We start from the raw sequence: 16,639 nt of genomic DNA, 5'->3' as shown, positions 1-16,639 counted from the left end.
GTTGATCGGGATCCTCTCGACCCTGCTGGCCGTGATGGCTTGGCTGCCCTAGAGGCGGGTATAACCCTCGCCGCTGCTGGGTTAGTGGGGAGATACTGGGAATAGAGGAGACGCTAGGTCTAGCTCAGGGGAGAGGATCTGCGTCCTAGGGATCCCGACAGGCTCCTCGGCAATTGGGGCAGAAAGCGGAGGTTAAGAGTGGCTACCCAAACATTGGTGATGGATGCAGTGGAACAGTTGGGCCTGCGGGTCACCTTGGGAGATATTGCATCCAGCACGGGCTTAGCTTTACACGAGGCCAAACAAGAGCTACTGAATTTGGCCCAAAAGGCGGAGGGGCATCTCCAGGTTTCCCGGCAGGGGGAGATTACCTATGTTTTCCCGCCGGATTTTCGCAGCATTCTCAAGCGCAAGGAGCAGCAGGATCGGCTAGCAGCCCTGCGTCGCCGGTTGTGGGGGGGCTTCCTCTATGGGCTGCGCATCTCCTTCGGCATCCTGCTGGTGGTGTCGATTGTCTTGATTGTCCTAGCGTTGATTGCCTTGCAAATGGCCAGCAGCCGCGAGCAGGACAATCGCAGCCGATCGCGGGGGATAGGGTTTTATTACTTCCCCAACCTTTGGATCGGCAACCCCTTCTGGGATCCCTATCCCTACTATGGCAGCTACTCCGGTCGGACGCGCCCCCGCCAGCCGCAAAAATCCGAGCTGAACTTCCTGGAAGCGGTGTACAGCTTCCTCTTTGGGGACGGGGATCCCAATGCCAACCTGGAGGAGGAGCGCTATGCCCTCATTGGCCAACTGATTCGTGCCAATGGGGGGGTGATCGCAGCGGAACAGGTGTTGCCCTATCTGGATGTGGAGCCGGGATCCCCGGCCTTGGAATACGAAGATTACATGCTGCCCATTTTGCTCAAGTTCGACGGTCAGCCGGAGGTCAGCGAGGACGGGGACATTGTCTACCGCTTTCCGGAACTGCAGGTGGCCGCCTCAGAGCGTGATCCCAAGAGGATCCCCGAAGTGTTGCAGGAGAAACCTTGGGTGTTCAGCCGGGCCACGCCTGGTCAACTGACCCTGGCAGGAGGCTTGGGAGTTCTCAATTTCTTTCTGGCCGCCATTCTCTATGGGGCACGGGAGGAGGTGGCAGCGGCAGCCGGCAGCAATGCTTTTTTGGCCTTCATCTACCCGTTGATCGGCTTCCTCTTCCTCTACGGCACGCTGTTTTTGGCGGTGCCCGCCGTTCGCTGGCTAGCCTTGCAAATCCGTAACCAGGGAGTGGAGCGTCGCAATCGTGTCCGGCAGCTTTGGCGAGAGCATCTGCAGCATCCCACAGAGGCGCTGCTGCGCAAACTCAACTTTGCCCGCCGCTTCCGCCGTCAAGAAGTTGTGCCAGAGTCAGACACCATTTACTCAACCGACCGGGATTTGATCGAGCAGCGGGACTACCGTCTGGACGAGCCGGCATTCCGCCAACTTTTGGAATCCGAAGCTCAGCAGGATCGCCCCGAAACCGAACAAGTGCGCAAGCCGCGTCCCCTCTAGAGAGGTCATGGCCGTTGGGCAAACTCCCGGTCTGCCGTTTGAGCTGAGACCCATTCGAGTTTCTTGCCCAGCCGGAGAATCCGGCGCTTGGGTTTGCTTGGACTTCTTTCTCCCCAGGAGAACTCACAGCAACCACTCCGAGACCCGCTCCCCCACCTTCTGCAAATCCAGAGGAATGGCCACCGCTTTGCCCATACGGGGTCTCTGACGGGTGGCTTCGATTTCCCGACGCACCGCTTCCCACACCCCCCAAGCCTGCAAATGGGCCAGCACGTTCTCCAAGTGGGCCAAATACTCGGCCTCGCTCAAGGGGAAGGAGGGCTGCTCCAGGTAGCGCCACATCACCAGCAGCACCACCTTCTGCTGGATACGCCGCAACTGTACGTCGTAGGAATAGCCCCACTTCTCGCGCAACAAAGCTTGAAAGTCGGATCCCTTCATCAGACTTGTCTGAGGCTGGCTTGGATCTGGCTCCAATCGCGCTGGGTGGGCCGCTCACCTTGGGAAGGAAGGCCACGGCCTCTTACAGCGTTGCATTTCTTAACGATATTGGCCAGAGGGGTCGGTTAGGATGATGTCGCTTGTCAACGAACGTTAAAACTTCTCAGGTCTGCATTTGCCATTATGACGGAAGCGGTTAGCAACTTTGAAGCGCCCCCCATGAGCCGGCGGGTTCTTCTCAATGCCCTGCTCAGCGGCTCTGTGGGAGTCGTGGTGGTGGGCGCCCTCTACCCGGTGGTGAAGTACTTTATTCCGCCCTCTGCCGGTGGAGGGGGGGAAGGCCTCATCGCTCAGGACGCCCTCGGCAAGCCCATCAGCGTCAGTGAACTGTTGGCCACCCATGCCGCTACGGATCGGGTGCTGGCCCAAGGTTTGAAGGGGGATCCCACCTACATCGTGATCGACAACGGGGCGGTGGCCAACTATGGCCTCAACGCGGTTTGTACCCACCTCGGCTGCGTGGTGCCCTGGAATGTGGGGGAAAATTTGTTTAAGTGCCCTTGCCACGGATCCCAGTATGCGGCCAATGGCAAGGTGATCCGGGGACCGGCTCCCCGCTCGCTGGAGCTGGTGAGCGCCACTGTGGATGGCGACAACGTCCGCTTCAGCCCTTGGCAAGGCCCCGATTTCCGGGAAACCTAAAGGGCAAGGGATCCCGCTGGCTGTGCCGGCTTTTGCCGAACGATTTGGGGCAAATTGTCGAGATGGCTGTTCCAAGACTGTGTCCTAAACCTGTGATGGAAATTCATTCTGAGCTGAGAGTTATGAAGCGAATCTGCTTGGCCTTCTGTGGGCTGCTGCTGTTGCTGGGGATGGGGGCACGTCCGGCGGCAGCCTACCCCTATTACGCCCAGATGGCCTACGACAACCCCCGCGAGGCGACCGGAAAAATTGTCTGTGCCAACTGCCACCTGAACGCCATGCCCACTCGCGCCGAGGTGCCCCAGGCCGTCACCCCCGGCCAGGTGTTCACCATCAAAGTTGGGATCCCTTATGACCTGAGCAAGCAGCAGGTGCTGGCAGACGGCAGCAAGGGTGGGTTGAATGTGGGCGCGGTGGTGGTCTTGCCGGAGGGCTTCCGTTTAGCCACCGAAGCCGAGATGACCGAGGAACAGCGGCAAGAAACTGCCGAGACCTACATCACCCCCTACAGCGACGCGAAGCCCAATATCCTCTTGGTCGGGCCTTTGCCGGGCGAGCAGCATCAAGAAATCGTCTTTCCAGTGGTGGCCCCTGACCCGAAAGAGGATCCCTCGGTGGCCTTCATGAAGTATCGCGTTTACATTGGGGCCAACCGGGGTCGCGGTCAGCTCAACCCCGACGGCAGCCTCAGCAACAACAACGTCTTCCGCGCCCCAGCCACGGGGCGTCTGGTCAACATTGCCACCCTCGACTCCGATATCAGCGATCTGCCGGCTGAATTGGCCAGCCTGGTGCCCCCGGAATATGAGCTGCCAGGCACGCGGGTTCTCAGCTTCGAGAGCGAAAGTGGGATCCAAAACCTGGTGGTGCCACCTGGGCCGGAGCTGGTGGTTGCCGTTGGCGACAGCGTCAAAGAAGGGGATCCCGTCACCAACAATCCCAATGTGGGCGGCTTTGGCCAGGTGGAGCGGGATCTGGTGCTGCAAAGCCCGGAGCGGGTGAAATGGCTGGTGGCCTTCCTGGCAGCCATTACCATTACCCAGGTGCTGTTGGTGCTGAAGAAAAAGCAGGTGGAGCTCATTCAAGCCGCCGAAATCCTCGGCTAGCTCAAGCTCTTTCCTAGCCTGCACCTCGGAAGCATATCCGGGGTGTTTTTTGTTCGGTAGGGTTCTAAGGCAGCCTCAGCTCTCCTCTGATCACCAGCACCGCTTGCCCAGCAATCTCCACCCGTGAGCCTCGATCTCGGCACCACAGCTCGCCCCCGCGGGCCGAGAGCTGGTGAGCCTTCAAATCAAGTCGGCCCAGGCGTTTGGCCCAATAGGGCATCAAAAGACACTGGGCGGATCCCGTCACCGGATCCTCCGGGATCCCCAGCCGAGGAGCAAAAACGCGGCAGACAAAATCCGGCCCATCCTCTAGATCCGCCCCAGAGGCTGTGACGATCAACCCCGGAACGGGGAGCGCTTGAACCTGAGCCAGATCCGGTTGCACCTGCTGCACCTGTCCCGCCGAAGCCAGCACCGCCACCCCCATGTCCCCCCGGTATAGCTCCACGGGTGGGATCCCCAAAGCTGCTGCCACCTGCTCCTTGGCTTCTGGCCAAGGTTCCGGAGTTTGAGCAGGAAAATCCATGGCCAGGCGATCCCCCTGCCGCCGCACCTGCAACAGGCCACTGCGGGTGGAAAAGGCTACCCTCTCCGCCTCAGGATGCACCTCCGTCAACAGCACATAGGCGCTGGCCAAGGTGGCGTGGCCACAGAGATTCACCTCCGTGGTGGGAGTAAACCAGCGCAGCCCATAGTGGGGAACCTCGCCCTGGGATCCCTGGGGAAGTAAAAAAGCCGTCTCCGACAAATTGTTCTCTGCGGCAATGGCCTGCATCAGTGCCTGCGGCAGCTCCTGAGGCAGCAAACACACCGCCGCGGGGTTACCTGCAAAAGGCACTGCCGTAAACGCATCCACCTGAAACAACGGGATCCACACCTTCTCAACCAAGCCCAACTCAGGTCATGATCCCACAGCAGACCCCAAAGTAGGGGGATCCGCACCCCGACCGTACCCGCCAAAAGCGGGATCCCACCGACAGAGGCTATTGTCAGGCCAGAAAGTTGGCTGATAAACTAGCACTCGTAAGTCGAGAGTGCTAAGTCGCTTCCCTTCGGGGAAGTGGAACTAATGGAAATGAAAACTTCAGCTTCGTGCTTTAGGATCACGGAGGACATTCGTCATGGCTGCAGTAGCTCTTAACGTCTCTACCCTGAAGCCGCTGGGCGACCGCGTGCTGGTCAAAATCGCTCAGCAGGACGAGAAAACCGCAGGTGGGATCTTCTTGCCGGACACTGCCAAGGAAAAGCCCCAGGTGGGGGAAGTGGTTGCTGTTGGCCCTGGCAAGCGCAACGACGAGGGCAAGCTGATCCCGATGGAACTGAAAGCCGGCGACAAAGTGCTCTACTCCAAGTATGCCGGAACCGAAGTCAAGCTGGGCAGCGATGAATATGTGCTGTTGGCCGAGCGGGACATTCTCGCCATTGTTCAGTAATGGTCAGTGATTCAGCAGCAGTTCAACGAACGATTGAATCCTTAAGACTCTGTTTCACCCTTACCTGCATTTGCATCGGAGAGGTTGACTATGGCCAAATCAATCATCTTCAGTGAAGAAGCCCGCCGCGCTCTAGAGCACGGCATGGATATTTTGGCAGAAGCCGTAGCCGTTACCCTGGGTCCCAAAGGGCGCAACGTCGTGCTGGAGAAGAAGTTTGGCGCCCCCCAAATCATCAACGACGGGGTAACCATTGCCAAAGAAATCGAGCTGGAAGACCACATTGAGAACACAGGCGTTTCCTTGATCCGGCAGGCGGCTTCCAAGACCAATGACACGGCTGGGGATGGCACCACCACGGCCACGGTCTTGGCTCACGCCATGGTGAAAGAAGGTCTGAAAAACGTGGCTGCCGGCGCCAACCCGATTGCCCTAAAGCGGGGGATCGACAAGGCGGTGAAGTTTTTGGTAGACAAAATCGCCGAACATGCCCGCCCGGTCGAAGATTCCAAAGCCATTGCCCAGGTGGCGGCCATTTCCGCCGGTAACGATGAAGAAGTGGGCCGTATGATTGCCGAGGCCATGGACAAGGTGGGCCGCGAAGGGGTGATCTCCCTGGAAGAAGGCAAGTCCATGACCACCGAGCTGGAAGTGACGGAAGGGATGCGCTTCGACAAGGGCTACATCTCCCCTTACTTCGTCACCGACACCGAGCGGATGGAAGCGGTTCTGGAAAACCCCTACATCCTCATCACCGATAAGAAGATCACCCTGGTGCAAGACCTGGTACCGGTTCTGGAGCAGGTGGCCCGCGCCGGTCGTCCCCTGCTGATCATCGCCGAAGACATTGAGAAAGAAGCGCTGGCCACCCTGGTGGTGAACAAGCTGCGGGGTGTGCTGAGCGTGGTGGCGGTGAAAGCGCCTGGCTTTGGGGATCGCCGCAAGGCCATGCTGGAAGACATCGCCATCCTGACCGGCGGTGAGGTGATCAGCGAAGAGCGCGGCCTGAAGCTGGAGAACGCTCGCCTCGATTCCTTCGGCACTGCCCGTCGCGTCACGGTGACCAAGGACAACACCACCATCGTGGCGGAAGGCAACGAAGCGGCTGTGAAAGCCCGTTGCGAGCAAATTCGTCGCCAAATTGAGGAAACCGACTCCACCTACGACAAAGAAAAACTGCAAGAGCGCTTGGCCAAACTCTCCGGCGGTGTAGCGGTGATCAAAGTGGGCGCGGCCACTGAAACCGAGATGAAAGACCGCAAGTTGCGCCTGGAAGATGCCATCAACGCCACCAAAGCGGCGGTAGAAGAAGGGATCGTTCCCGGCGGCGGTACCACCTTGGCACACCTGATCCCAGTGGTAACCGAGTGGGCGCAAGCCAACCTGTCCGGCGATGAACTGGTGGGGGCCAACCTGGTCGCCCGCGCTCTGGGCGCTCCGCTGCGCCGCATTGCTGAGAACGCCGGCCAAAACGGCTCCATTGTGCTGGAGCGGGTGAAAGATAAGCCCTTCAACACCGGCTACGATGCTCAGAACGACGCCTTCGTGGATATGTTCGAGGCGGGCATTGTAGACCCGGCCAAGGTTACCCGTTCTGCCCTGCAAAACGCTGCTTCCATTGCGGGGATGGTGCTGACCACTGAAGCGATCGTGGTGGACAAGCCGGAGCCCAAAACCAACACGCCGGCAAGCAGCGGCAGCGGCATGAGTGACTACGACTACTAATCCGTTGACCGCCACAGCGAGGTGGATCCCTGAGGCTCACCGAAGAGCCCATGGGCACTTCGCTTCCTGGCCAGGCATCTTGGATGAATCTTTCGGGATCCCCTGGTGGGATCCCTTTTTTATGGATTTTTATTTTTTATCAAGACAGGCGAGCTGGCGGGATCATTCCCAATACCCATGCAACAGCAGCGCAACTGTCTGTGACGTTGATCCCCCTCTACCTTTGGGAGAGGGGCTGGGGGTGAGGGCGCCGGAGCCATGCAATCGGGAACTGCCTCAAACTGGCTCTTGGAAATGGCTTTGATCTGTCGAACTTGAGGAAAAGGGGAAGGCGGTGTGGCTCAGTTGATTTGCATTGGCCTGGATCTGGCTTGGTCGCCCCGCAACCCTTCCGGTCTGGCCACGCTGCGAGTCCAGCTCGGGGATCCCGGCAGGCAGAACTTGACAGGCCATCTGGTCGATAGCCGCATTCTCCAAACGGATGAGGAGATCCTGGACTACATTCAAGCTCAGGCGGGAGGGGATCCCTGCTTGGTGGCGGTGGATGCGCCCTTGCGGGTTCCCAACCTCACAGGACAACGGCGGGCCGAGGCCGAACTGAACCGGGTGTTTCGCGCCTATGCAGCCGGGGCCCACCCAGCCAACCGCCGGCTTCTAGAAAAAAACGGCCAGGTGAGAGGGGAAGCCTTGGTGCAAGCCCTAGCCAGTTATGGCTTTCGGGAGCAGGCCAGCATCGAGCGAGGAAAACTTACCCGCCAAGTGACCGAGGTCTTCCCCCACAGCGCCTTGGTCAGCCTCTTTGGCCTCAGCCGCACTCTAAAATACAAGGCCCGCCCTCGACGCACCTGGCCGGAACGGCAACAAGCTTGGCAACTTTACCAGCATCATCTGCGCTCTCTGGCTGCCGCTGACCCGGCTCTCCAGGGCCACGAGGAGCTGCTTCAAGTGGAGGTGGGATCCCTCAAGGGCCGTCGACTCAAAAACTACGAAGATCAGGTGGATGCGTTGATGTGTGCCTACATCGCCCTCTACGGGTTCCGTTGGGGATCCGAGCGCTGCCGCAGTTTCGGCACCCTGCAAGAAGGGCACATTTTCACGCCCCTGCCCCCTCGAACCTTTGGGGCGGATTGAGACCCGCTCCGGGATCGCAGGTGGAAATCCCAACCAGAAGAACAAAACTCTCGCTAGCCTTGGATCCCTCCTTGGCGGCATGATAAAAACAAGGGATCCGCAGAACAGGGGAAAAATGGACGTGCAACTGGGCCGCAATCGGCAGGCAAGACGCGCTTACGGGCTGGATGAAATCGCGCTGGCCCCAGGCAGACGAACGCTGGATCCCAGCCTGGTGGATACCCACTTCACTCTGGGAGGGATCCAACGGCAAATCCCCATCATCGCCAGCGCCATGGATGGCGTGGTGGATGTGCGAATGGCCATTTTGCTCTCGGAGCTGGGAGCTTTCGGGGTGTTGAACCTGGATGGCATCCAAACCCGCTACGCCGATCCCGATGAGGTGTTGGCTCAGATCGCGTCGGTGGGCAAAGACGAGTTTGTGCCCCTAATGCAGCGCCTCTACAGCGAGCCGGTGAAGCCAGAGCTAATCCAAGAACGCATCCGCCAGATCAAAGCTGCTGGCGCCATTGCCGCCGCTAGCTGCGTGCCCGCCCACGCCGCCCAATACGGCCCCCTGGTGGCGGAAGCCGGGGGGGATCTGTTCTTCGTTCAGGCCACGGTAGTTTCCGTCCACCACAAGGTTCCCGAAGGCATGGAACTGCTGGATCTGGCCCAATTTTGCCGGTCGATGCCCATTCCTGTTGTGGTGGGCAACTGCGTTACCTACGATGTCGCTCTGGAGCTGATGCAGGCCGGAGCTGCCGGTGTCTTGGTGGGGATCGGCCCGGGGGCTGCCTGTACCTCCCGCGGCGTGTTGGGGGTGGGGGTACCACAGGCTACAGCGATTGCCGACTGTGCCGCTGCACGGGAGCAGTTTTTGGCGGAAACCGGCGCCTACGTTCCCATCATTGCCGATGGCGGATTGGTGACCGGCGGCGATATTTGCAAGGCCATCGCCTGTGGAGCCGACGCAGTGATGATCGGATCCCCCTTGGCCCGCGCCCATGAAGCCCCCGGTCGCGGCTTTCACTGGGGCATGGCCACCCCCAGCCCCATCTTGCCCCGCGGCACCCGCATCCGCGTGGGATCCACCGGCACCTTGGAAGAAATCTTGCGCGGCCCCGCCCGCCTGGACGACGGCACCCACAACCTCTGGGGTGCTCTGCGCACTAGCATGGCCACCCTGGGGGCTGCCAATCTTCGAGAAATGCAGCAGGTGGAGATCTGCATTGCCCCTTCCCTGCTCACAGAGGGGAAGGTGTACCAGAAGGCGCAGAGCTTGGGTATGGGGAAATAGTCCTTTGGGAATGCTAAACTCGGTGGACTGGGATCCCTCGGGGGCGGTTAGCTCAGCGGTAGAGCGCCTGCCTTACAAGCAGGATGTCACTGGTTCGAGTCCGGTACCGCCCATCCCCACCGGAGCTTGCAGCTTGAGAGCTCTGTCTCAGTTTGAGATACACCCGCTAGCCAGAGCCGGATCCCTGAGGTAGAGTAGTGGATATCGAGCCTCGATCATCTACCGCAGTTGGGTCTCGCATTGAGTCTCGCGCAGAAAGTGTGTAAAGTGGTAGACGATGTGGACTTCGGCTGTATCATGTCTTCCCAGAGTCCGCGATTGCCAGGCTCGTTGTTGAGGTAGGCAGTTTGTCGCTTCTATGAGGACATCCCTACAGCCAAAAAGGTGTGAGGAAAAGAACAAGGAGAGAAACATGCCCGCGAAACACGCGAACTACTGGAAAACGCTGCTGGCCGGCACTCTGGGTGCAGCAGCGATCCTGACCCCTGGAGTGGCTTATGCCCAAGCTACCGGGCCGGTCACCTCCATCTCTGAGCTTTCGGATGTGCAGCCCACCGACTGGGCCTTCCAAGCCCTGCAATCCTTGGTGGAGCGCTACGGTTGTATTGCCGGCTACCCTGACCGCACCTTCCGCGGCAACCGGGCTATGACTCGCTTTGAGTTTGCCGCCGGTATGAACGCCTGCTTGGATCGCATCAATGAGTTGATTGCAGCCGGTTTGGCCGACAAAGTCTCCAAGGAAGACTTGGCCACTCTGCAGCGCTTGCAAGAGGAATTTGCTGCTGAGCTGGCAGCCCTGCGCGGGCGGGTGGATGCCCTGGAAGCCGATGTTACTGATTTGAAAGGGAAGGTCTTCAACCCGGTTACCAAGTTGAATGCCCAAGTCATCGCCGCTGTTGTAGGCAGCGCTCTCACGGAAGACAGAGTTGTTGATGGGAAGGTAGTAGCAGAGCAAAACCAAGCCAACATGACTCTTCCCTATCGGGTACGCTTGAACTTCGATGCTTCTTTTGTGGGTCGCGATCGCCTGCGCATTCGTCTCCAAGCTCGCGATGCGGTAACCACCTTCTTTGAGGGTGACCCAGGCGTTGGCTTCCAGGGGGGTGCGGGTGGTACCTTCACCCTTGCCCAGCTGGTTTATCAATTCCCTGCTTTCGACCGCGCTGCTACTATCTACACGGGCATTACGGGTACGGGAGTGTCGAGCGTTCTGCAGTACAGCACGCCCTTTGATGCCCTGTCGGACTTTGCCGATGCTCCCAACTCTACGGCAGATGTGCCCAGCGGAACCCTATTTGGTTTTCGCTACCGTTTGAGCGACCAGTTTCGTTTAGCCTACGCCTACAGCACCAGAAGAGGTCAAGCTCTGGGGAGAGGCTTTGGCGACAGTGGCTTGACAGGTGATGATAGCGCTCACACCGTCGAGCTGGGCTTCTTGCCAACCAAGGGCTTGGAGTTTTACCTTCAGTTTGCTTCCACCTACCTGCAGCAGGCGAACGACGGCCCCACCTTCCTGGCCACGGGTAAAAGTCTCTTCCGTGGACCGGTAAGAGGAAGAGGAACGCAGGTCAATGTCTCTGCACGGGTGAATGCTTTTACGTTCGCAGCCAACTGGGAGATCAGCCCTCGCATTACCTTGTCTGGCTGGTTTACGGCTGGCAATGTGGATTACAACCTGCCCAATGTGGTACCGGCTGGTACTGTGGATCCGGGAGAGGAAGACTTTAACGGTTTCCTCCTTGGCTTTGTTTTCCCCGACCTCTTCGTGGAGGGTGCCAAAGGTGGTATTGTGTTTGGCCAGCCAATTGTGACTGCCGACAACGACGGAGTGTGGGATACTCGCCCCTTCGTTGTGGACGTCTACTACAGCTTCCCGGTCAACGAGTACATTACTCTAACGCCCGCTGCCTACTTTGTGAGCAACCCCAATGGCGGCAGACCCGGAGACAACGACCCAACCATTGGCGTGGGGGCTTTGCGAGCTGTGTTTACTTTCTAGTTCCTAGCTCCTCACGCTTACAGCCAAATTGCCAGGCAGGGATCCACTACGGTGGATCCCTTCATTGAATAAGAATAATCAACTCCTCTGTGGGGATAAGGATGCTGGCATTGAAGAGCTTGAGGTTGAGCTTAAGACGAGGCCATGGGCTACAAAAAGCGCACTGCGTGAGATCTGCCCAGGTCTTTGCCACAGGCTCGGTGTAGGTGTGAGAATGGCGGGAACAGATACCCATGTCTTGGCCACAGATGTGGGGACACCGCATTAACTGTAGGGCAGGCCGGACAGCAAGAGGATGTGGACTTCGGCTGTATCATAATCTCCACATCATGTCTTCACCGAAGTCCGCAGTTGCCAGACTTGTTCTTGAGTTAGGCAATTGGTTACCTCTAGAAGACATCCCTACAGCCAAAAAGGTGTGAGGAAAAGAACAAGGAGAGAAACATGCCCGCGAAACACGCGAACTACTGGAAAACGCTGCTGGCCGGCACTCTGGGTGCAGCAGCGATCCTGACCCCTGGAGTGGCTTATGCCCAAGCTACCGGGCCGGTCACCTCCATCTCTGAGCTTTCGGATGTGCAGCCCACCGACTGGGCCTTCCAAGCCCTGCAATCCTTGGTGGAGCGCTACGGTTGTATTGCCGGCTACCCTGACCGCACCTTCCGCGGCAACCGGGCTATGACTCGCTTTGAGTTTGCCGCCGGTATGAACGCCTGCTTGGATCGCATCAATGAGTTGATTGCAGCCGGTTTGGCCGACAAAGTCTCCAAGGAAGACTTGGCCACTCTGCAGCGCTTGCAAGAGGAATTTGCTGCTGAGCTGGCAGCCCTGCGCGGGCGGGTGGATGCCCTGGAAGCCGATGTTACTGATTTGAAAGGGAAGGTCTTCAACCCGGTTACCAAGTTGAATGCCCAAGTCATCGCCGCTGTTGTAGGCAGCGCTCTCACGGAAGACAGAGTTGTTGATGGGAAGGTAGTAGCAGAGCAAAACCAAGCCAACATGACTCTTCCCTATCGGGTACGCTTGAACTTCGATGCTTCTTTTGTGGGTCGCGATCGCCTGCGCATTCGTCTCCAAGCTCGCGATGCTGTGACTGAGTTCTTTGATGGGGATCCCGGCCTTGAGTTTGGCGGCCGTGGCGGCGGCACTTTCACCCTGGCCAAGCTGATCTACCAATTCCCAGCTTTCAACCGAGCAGCTACCATCTACACGGGTATCGTTGGCTCAGGTGTGTTCGATGTATTCAACTACAGCACACCCTTCGAAGCTCTCTCCGACTTCGCCGACGCTCCCAACTCCACGGCGGACGTGCCAGGTGGAGCTCTGTTTGGCTTCCGCTACCGACTCTCGGATCAACTACGCTTGGCCTACAGCTACAGCACCAGGAACGCTCAAGCCTTGGGCAACGGCTTCGGCGACAGCGGTATAACCGGTAGCGACAGTGCCCACGCGGTGGAGCTGGGCTTCCTGCCGAATGAAAATCTAGAGATTTACCTGCAGTTTGCCAGTACCTACCTGCAGCAAGCAAATAACGGTCCTACCTTCCTGGCCACAGGCACAGCTCTCTTCCGCGGGCCGGTAAGAGAACCGCAGGTCAATGTCTCTGCGCAGGTAAACGCCTTTACAGTCGCAGCCAACTGGGAGCTTAGCCCTCGAATTACCGTATCCGGCTGGTTTACTGCTGGCAATGTGGATTACAACTTGCCCAACGTGGTACCGGCTGGCACCATTGATCCGGGTGATGAAGATTTCAACGGGTTCCTGTTTGGCTTTGCTTTCCCGGATCTCTTCATTGAGGGTGCTCAGGGCGGTGTGGTGTTTGGCCAACCGATTGTCAGCACCGAGGAGGGAGTTTTTGACAGCCGTCCTTTCATCGTGGATGTTTACTACAGCTTCCCGGTGAACGAGTACCTCACCCTTACCCCGGCAGCCTACTTTGTGAGCAATCCCAATGGTGGGCCTAGCAAGTCTGGGGATACCGATCCAACCATCGGCGTGGGTGTCTTGCGAGCTGTGTTTACTTTCTAGTTCTTAAAATCCCTGCGCTGACATCCAAGTTGCTAAGTAGGGATCCACTGGGTTGGATCCCTATTCTCTTACATCAGCCCCTCTGGGGGGATGAAAGCCTGGGCTTGACGTCAAGCTTGGGACAAAGCTAGGGATTACAAAAGGCACACTGAGCGGGATCCGCCCAGGGCTCTGCCACAGGCTCGGTGTGGGTGTGGGAACAGCGAGCACAGCCATATACCCAAGCCTTGGCCACGGGGGTGGGGGCGCCACATTGGCCGCAGGGCAGTCCAGAGACCGAGCGGATCTGCCAGTAGCCAGGAGTGCCGCAGGCCGGGCACAGGCTTTGGGCTTTGGCGATTAGGTTTTGGGTGGCGGCTGCGATGACTTGGAGCCGGGTTGGGTTGTACAGGGCCCGCATGTCGGTTTCCAGATGCAGGCCACCCTGCCGAGCCAGCAGCTCCCCCACCACCTGCTTCAGGGTTGCTTCGTCTTGGATTCCTTTGTGGATAACCTGGGGCTTTTCTGGCTGGTCGAGGGCGATCAGGGCGTGCTGGGGAAAACCCGCCCTTTGGGCAAAGTCCAGCGCTTCTGCCCAGCTCTGCACCCAGCGATGGCTGAAATTGGTTTGGGTGCTCTCTGCATAGCCGACCAGCTCCAAGGGCTCCGCGCCGGGTTCAAAAACCCTGAGCATGACCCACTCCTGATTCCAAGGGATCCAGGGGATCTGGGGGTGGGGGCCAAAGGATCCCTCGCTGGCCAAGCCCAGAGCTTCAGGATGATCCTGCAAAGCCCTTGCAATCTTCAGGCGCAGAGTGTGGATGGGATCCCCCGGTCGGGGCCGCTCCCGCGAGAAGGTGCCCAGTTGGTCGGTGTCGAAAGCTACTACTTGAACTTGGATCCCCAAATGTTCGGCCAAGAGAGGGCCGATGACCTGCTCTTTGCGATGCATGGTTGCCAAGTAGGCGACCCGACCCTTCCATTGCATAGACTTAGACTTAACCTGGATCTGGCAAACGGATCCCGCAGCTTTGTGGCTCAGGCCAATTGGGGTTACTCAAACCAGGGGACTGGCCTCGAGCGGCAAGCCCAACTGGGCAACAGCCTCGGCCAAAGCCACCTCACGGCTGTCCACAAACCGCTCTGGGGGCAGCGGCAAATGTAGGTTTTCCAGGCGCTGCCGGATCCGGCCCTTGGCCCCAACAATCCACACCTGTTTGCCCCGATCCAGGGCCTCGCGGATGGCATTTTCCAAGGATAGCGTCGCCGAAACTCCCAGCATCGGCACATCTGATAGATCCACCACCAGCGCTTGGCAGGAGGCCACCGCCTGATGTTGGCGGGAAATGGCTTGGGAAACCCCGAAGATCATCGGCCCGCTCAGGTAAAACAGCAACACCTGGCCGCGTCCCTGTCGCAACAATTCCCTCTCACGGGGAGTGAGATCCACCGCATCATCGGCATCGGTAATGGCTTTCACCTCTTCGGAGTGGATCTCGCTGAGGCGTTGAATGGTGAGCAAGTTGGCCACAAACACTCCCACTCCCACTGCAGCGATGAGATCCACAAACACCGTCATGAACATCACTCCGTACATGATGGCTGCCCCTTTGAGGGAAAGGCGGTGGGCCCGCTTGAGGAAGCTCCAGTCGAGGATATCCACCCCCACCTTAAAGGCGATCCCTGCCAGCACCGCCATTGGGATCCCTTGCGTGAGGGGAGCGGCAAACAGCACCACCATCAGCAGGATTAACGCTCGGGTAATGCCGGCTAGAGGGGTACGTCCGCCCGACTGGATGTTCACCACTGTGCCCATGGTTGCCCCTGCTCCCGGCAGCCCTCCCATGAAGCCGGACACCAAGTTAGCGATCCCCTGCCCGATCAGCTCTTGGTCGGAGTCGTGGCGGGTGCGGGTGAGGTTATCAGCAATGACTGCCGTTAAGAGGGTGTCGATGCAGCCCAGCATCCCCAGCACCACCCCATCCAGCACCAAGTTGGCCAGGGAAGCAAAGGGCAACTGCGGCCACTGCAACTGCGGCAAACCGGTGGGGATAGGGCCAATGCGCCGCAAATCCCAATCGGCCATGAACAAGCTGGCCACCAGCGTTCCCAACACCAAAGCCACCAACTGCGGCGGCACCACCCGTCGCCAGGGCTTGGGATAGCCAAAAAGGATGGCAAGCGTCAGCAGCCCCAGCCCCAGCTCTGGCATCTTGAGGTTGAGCAGGTAGGTCGGCAGGTTCTGCACCGCCCCAATCACTCCCCCCTGGCTGGCGTGGCCCAAAAGCGGCGGGATCTGCAGCAAAATCATGATCCAGCCGATCCCGGACATAAAGCCGGAAATAACGCTGTAGGGCATGAGGGTGATGTATTTACCCAGTTTCAGGGATCCAAACAGGATCTGAAATAAGCCCCCCAGCATCACCACGGTGAAGGCCGGCCCCAGCCCCTGCTCCGGGTAACGAGCTGTAACATTAGCAACCACCGCCGTCATCATCACAGTCATCGGCCCGGTGGGTTCGGAGATGAGCGTGGGCGTACCCCCAAACAGAGCCGCAAAAAAGCCCACACACACTGCTCCGTACAAGCCCGCCACCGGCCCTGCCCCCGAAGCCACCCCAAAGGCCAAGGCCATCGGCAAGGAAACAATCGCTGTCGTCAGCCCGCCGAAGAGATCCCCGCGCCAGTTGTCTAGGCTCAGACGTCGGTGCCAATCCAGAAATCTCTTGCCGCCGGACTGTTGTTCTTTCGCTTGGCTCAGCATGCCCCAAAGCCCTCGACGCTATGGGCAGCCTATCATTGAACGTTACTATAGAGATCATGCTAGAGAATAGATTTTCTTCTATAGTTTCCCTCAAGGATTCCCCTCCAAGCGAGGGCATGGGGCTTGAGCCGGTAGAGTTGTGTGAAAGTGAGAGTAGTCCACATAGCGATGCCCATTGCTGTCCAGGTGGAGAATATCGGCAAATCGGTGGTTCCAGAGAATCTCATCGGCCAAGTAGGAGTGGCGAGCATGGATGGTTTGGGAAAAGGTGTCGTCGATGCCGGTCAGGGTAATGATCAGCTCCGCTTGGCCCATCTGTAAATCCTGATCCGTGAGGCCGTAGAGAGGGCCGCCGATGAACCACCGAGCCTCTCCTACTGGAAGTCAGCCAGCCTTCACAAAGGGCGAATGGTAGACTGGGAATACAAAAGCTTTCTGCTCAATTCAATCACCTTCAGTCTGCCACGGCCAAGGTTGGCTTCTCGATAAACTTCCATGAACCCACTGCGCCAA

The 16,639-nt window shown here is 58.7% G+C and carries 14 protein-coding genes and 1 tRNA gene; 10 read left to right on the top strand and 5 right to left on the bottom strand.

Annotated features, from left to right (window positions below; all coding sequences use genetic code 11):
• Positions 1–198 precede the first annotated feature (198 nt).
• The gene (locus tag NW820_RS02025) at positions 199–1,539 is read left to right on the top strand and encodes a hypothetical protein (protein WP_414406549.1); all 1,341 of its coding nucleotides are present in this window, start codon (positions 199–201) and stop codon (positions 1,537–1,539) included.
• Between the two features lie 123 nt (positions 1,540–1,662).
• Here the strand turns inward: NW820_RS02025 and NW820_RS02020 are convergent, their stop codons facing one another.
• Positions 1,663–1,980, bottom strand: a complete 318-nt coding sequence (locus tag NW820_RS02020) for a DUF3067 family protein (protein WP_011433229.1) — start codon at positions 1,978–1,980, stop codon at positions 1,663–1,665.
• A 183-nt stretch (positions 1,981–2,163) separates the two neighbouring features.
• On the opposite strand from NW820_RS02020, the gene NW820_RS02015 reads away from it, so the two are divergent.
• Together NW820_RS02015 and NW820_RS02010 are read left to right on the top strand one after the other, a co-directional pair.
• Complete coding sequence (locus tag NW820_RS02015) at positions 2,164–2,682, top strand: cytochrome b6-f complex iron-sulfur subunit (RefSeq protein WP_011433228.1); 519 nt, start codon at positions 2,164–2,166, stop codon at positions 2,680–2,682.
• Positions 2,683–2,804: 122 nt separating this feature from the next.
• Positions 2,805–3,788, top strand: coding sequence for an apocytochrome f (locus NW820_RS02010; RefSeq protein ID WP_414330455.1), 984 nt, complete (start codon positions 2,805–2,807; stop codon positions 3,786–3,788).
• A gap of 64 nt (positions 3,789–3,852) precedes the next feature.
• On the opposite strand, the gene NW820_RS02005 is transcribed toward NW820_RS02010, so the two are convergent.
• Positions 3,853–4,665, bottom strand: a complete 813-nt coding sequence (locus NW820_RS02005; RefSeq protein WP_414406551.1) for a PhzF family phenazine biosynthesis protein — start codon at positions 4,663–4,665, stop codon at positions 3,853–3,855.
• Positions 4,666–4,909: 244 nt separating this feature from the next.
• On the opposite strand from NW820_RS02005, the gene groES reads away from it, so the two are divergent.
• The 7 genes from groES (at position 4,910) to NW820_RS01970 (ending at position 13,383) form a co-directional block, all read left to right on the top strand.
• Positions 4,910–5,221 carry a co-chaperone GroES gene (groES, locus tag NW820_RS02000; RefSeq protein WP_011433225.1) on the top strand — a complete coding sequence of 104 codons (312 nt, stop codon included), beginning with the start codon at positions 4,910–4,912 and terminating at the stop codon, positions 5,219–5,221.
• Between the two features lie 90 nt (positions 5,222–5,311).
• Complete coding sequence (groL, locus tag NW820_RS01995) at positions 5,312–6,946, top strand: chaperonin GroEL (protein ID WP_011433224.1); 1,635 nt, start codon at positions 5,312–5,314, stop codon at positions 6,944–6,946.
• Between the two features lie 336 nt (positions 6,947–7,282).
• Positions 7,283–8,077 carry a DUF429 domain-containing protein gene (locus NW820_RS01990; RefSeq protein WP_414406548.1) on the top strand — a complete coding sequence of 265 codons (795 nt, stop codon included), beginning with the start codon at positions 7,283–7,285 and terminating at the stop codon, positions 8,075–8,077.
• 115 nt (positions 8,078–8,192) lie between these two features.
• Positions 8,193–9,356, top strand: a complete 1,164-nt coding sequence (locus tag NW820_RS01985) for a GuaB3 family IMP dehydrogenase-related protein (RefSeq protein WP_414406547.1) — start codon at positions 8,193–8,195, stop codon at positions 9,354–9,356.
• Between the two features lie 41 nt (positions 9,357–9,397).
• Positions 9,398–9,469 (top strand) — tRNA-Val (locus NW820_RS01980).
• 299 nt (positions 9,470–9,768) lie between these two features.
• Positions 9,769–11,355, top strand: coding sequence for an iron uptake porin (locus NW820_RS01975; protein WP_414406546.1), 1,587 nt, complete (start codon positions 9,769–9,771; stop codon positions 11,353–11,355).
• A gap of 444 nt (positions 11,356–11,799) precedes the next feature.
• Complete coding sequence (locus NW820_RS01970; protein WP_414406545.1) at positions 11,800–13,383, top strand: iron uptake porin; 1,584 nt, start codon at positions 11,800–11,802, stop codon at positions 13,381–13,383.
• 127 nt (positions 13,384–13,510) lie between these two features.
• Here the strand turns inward: NW820_RS01970 and NW820_RS01965 are convergent, their stop codons facing one another.
• From NW820_RS01965 to NW820_RS01955, 3 genes are all read right to left on the bottom strand, one after another.
• On the bottom strand, positions 13,511–14,350 hold the full coding sequence (locus tag NW820_RS01965; protein WP_414380987.1) for a DUF6671 family protein: 840 nt from the start codon (positions 14,348–14,350) through the stop codon (positions 13,511–13,513).
• Positions 14,351–14,419: 69 nt separating this feature from the next.
• A complete protein-coding gene (locus NW820_RS01960; protein WP_414406544.1) occupies positions 14,420–16,126 on the bottom strand; it encodes a SulP family inorganic anion transporter in 1,707 nt (568 codons plus the stop codon).
• 90 nt (positions 16,127–16,216) lie between these two features.
• Complete coding sequence (locus NW820_RS01955; RefSeq protein WP_414406550.1) at positions 16,217–16,483, bottom strand: hypothetical protein; 267 nt, start codon at positions 16,481–16,483, stop codon at positions 16,217–16,219.
• Positions 16,484–16,639 lie beyond the last annotated feature (156 nt).

This window comes from Synechococcus sp. R55.7, assembly GCF_047461955.1.
Taxonomy (GTDB): domain Bacteria; phylum Cyanobacteriota; class Cyanobacteriia; order Thermostichales; family Thermostichaceae; genus Thermostichus.
Note: the sequence above shows the minus strand (reverse complement) of the source record. Positions and strands in the feature narration are given on the sequence as shown.

What these genes read in the sequence shown, in the direction of transcription:
- NW820_RS01975 (WP_414406546.1), top strand. Translation starts at nt 9,769, where the DNA reads ATGCCCGCGAAACACGCGAACTACTGGAAAACGCTGCTGGCCGGCACT.
- NW820_RS01970 (WP_414406545.1), top strand. Translation starts at nt 11,800, where the DNA reads ATGCCCGCGAAACACGCGAACTACTGGAAAACGCTGCTGGCCGGCACT.
- groES (WP_011433225.1), top strand. Translation starts at nt 4,910, where the DNA reads ATGGCTGCAGTAGCTCTTAACGTCTCTACCCTGAAGCCGCTGGGCGAC.
- NW820_RS01985 (WP_414406547.1), top strand. Translation starts at nt 8,193, where the DNA reads ATGGACGTGCAACTGGGCCGCAATCGGCAGGCAAGACGCGCTTACGGG.
- NW820_RS02020 (WP_011433229.1), bottom strand. Translation starts at nt 1,980, where the DNA reads ATGAAGGGATCCGACTTTCAAGCTTTGTTGCGCGAGAAGTGGGGCTAT.
- NW820_RS01965 (WP_414380987.1), bottom strand. Translation starts at nt 14,350, where the DNA reads ATGCAATGGAAGGGTCGGGTCGCCTACTTGGCAACCATGCATCGCAAA.
- NW820_RS01960 (WP_414406544.1), bottom strand. Translation starts at nt 16,126, where the DNA reads ATGCTGAGCCAAGCGAAAGAACAACAGTCCGGCGGCAAGAGATTTCTG.
- NW820_RS02015 (WP_011433228.1), top strand. Translation starts at nt 2,164, where the DNA reads ATGACGGAAGCGGTTAGCAACTTTGAAGCGCCCCCCATGAGCCGGCGG.
- groL (WP_011433224.1), top strand. Translation starts at nt 5,312, where the DNA reads ATGGCCAAATCAATCATCTTCAGTGAAGAAGCCCGCCGCGCTCTAGAG.
- NW820_RS02010 (WP_414330455.1), top strand. Translation starts at nt 2,805, where the DNA reads ATGAAGCGAATCTGCTTGGCCTTCTGTGGGCTGCTGCTGTTGCTGGGG.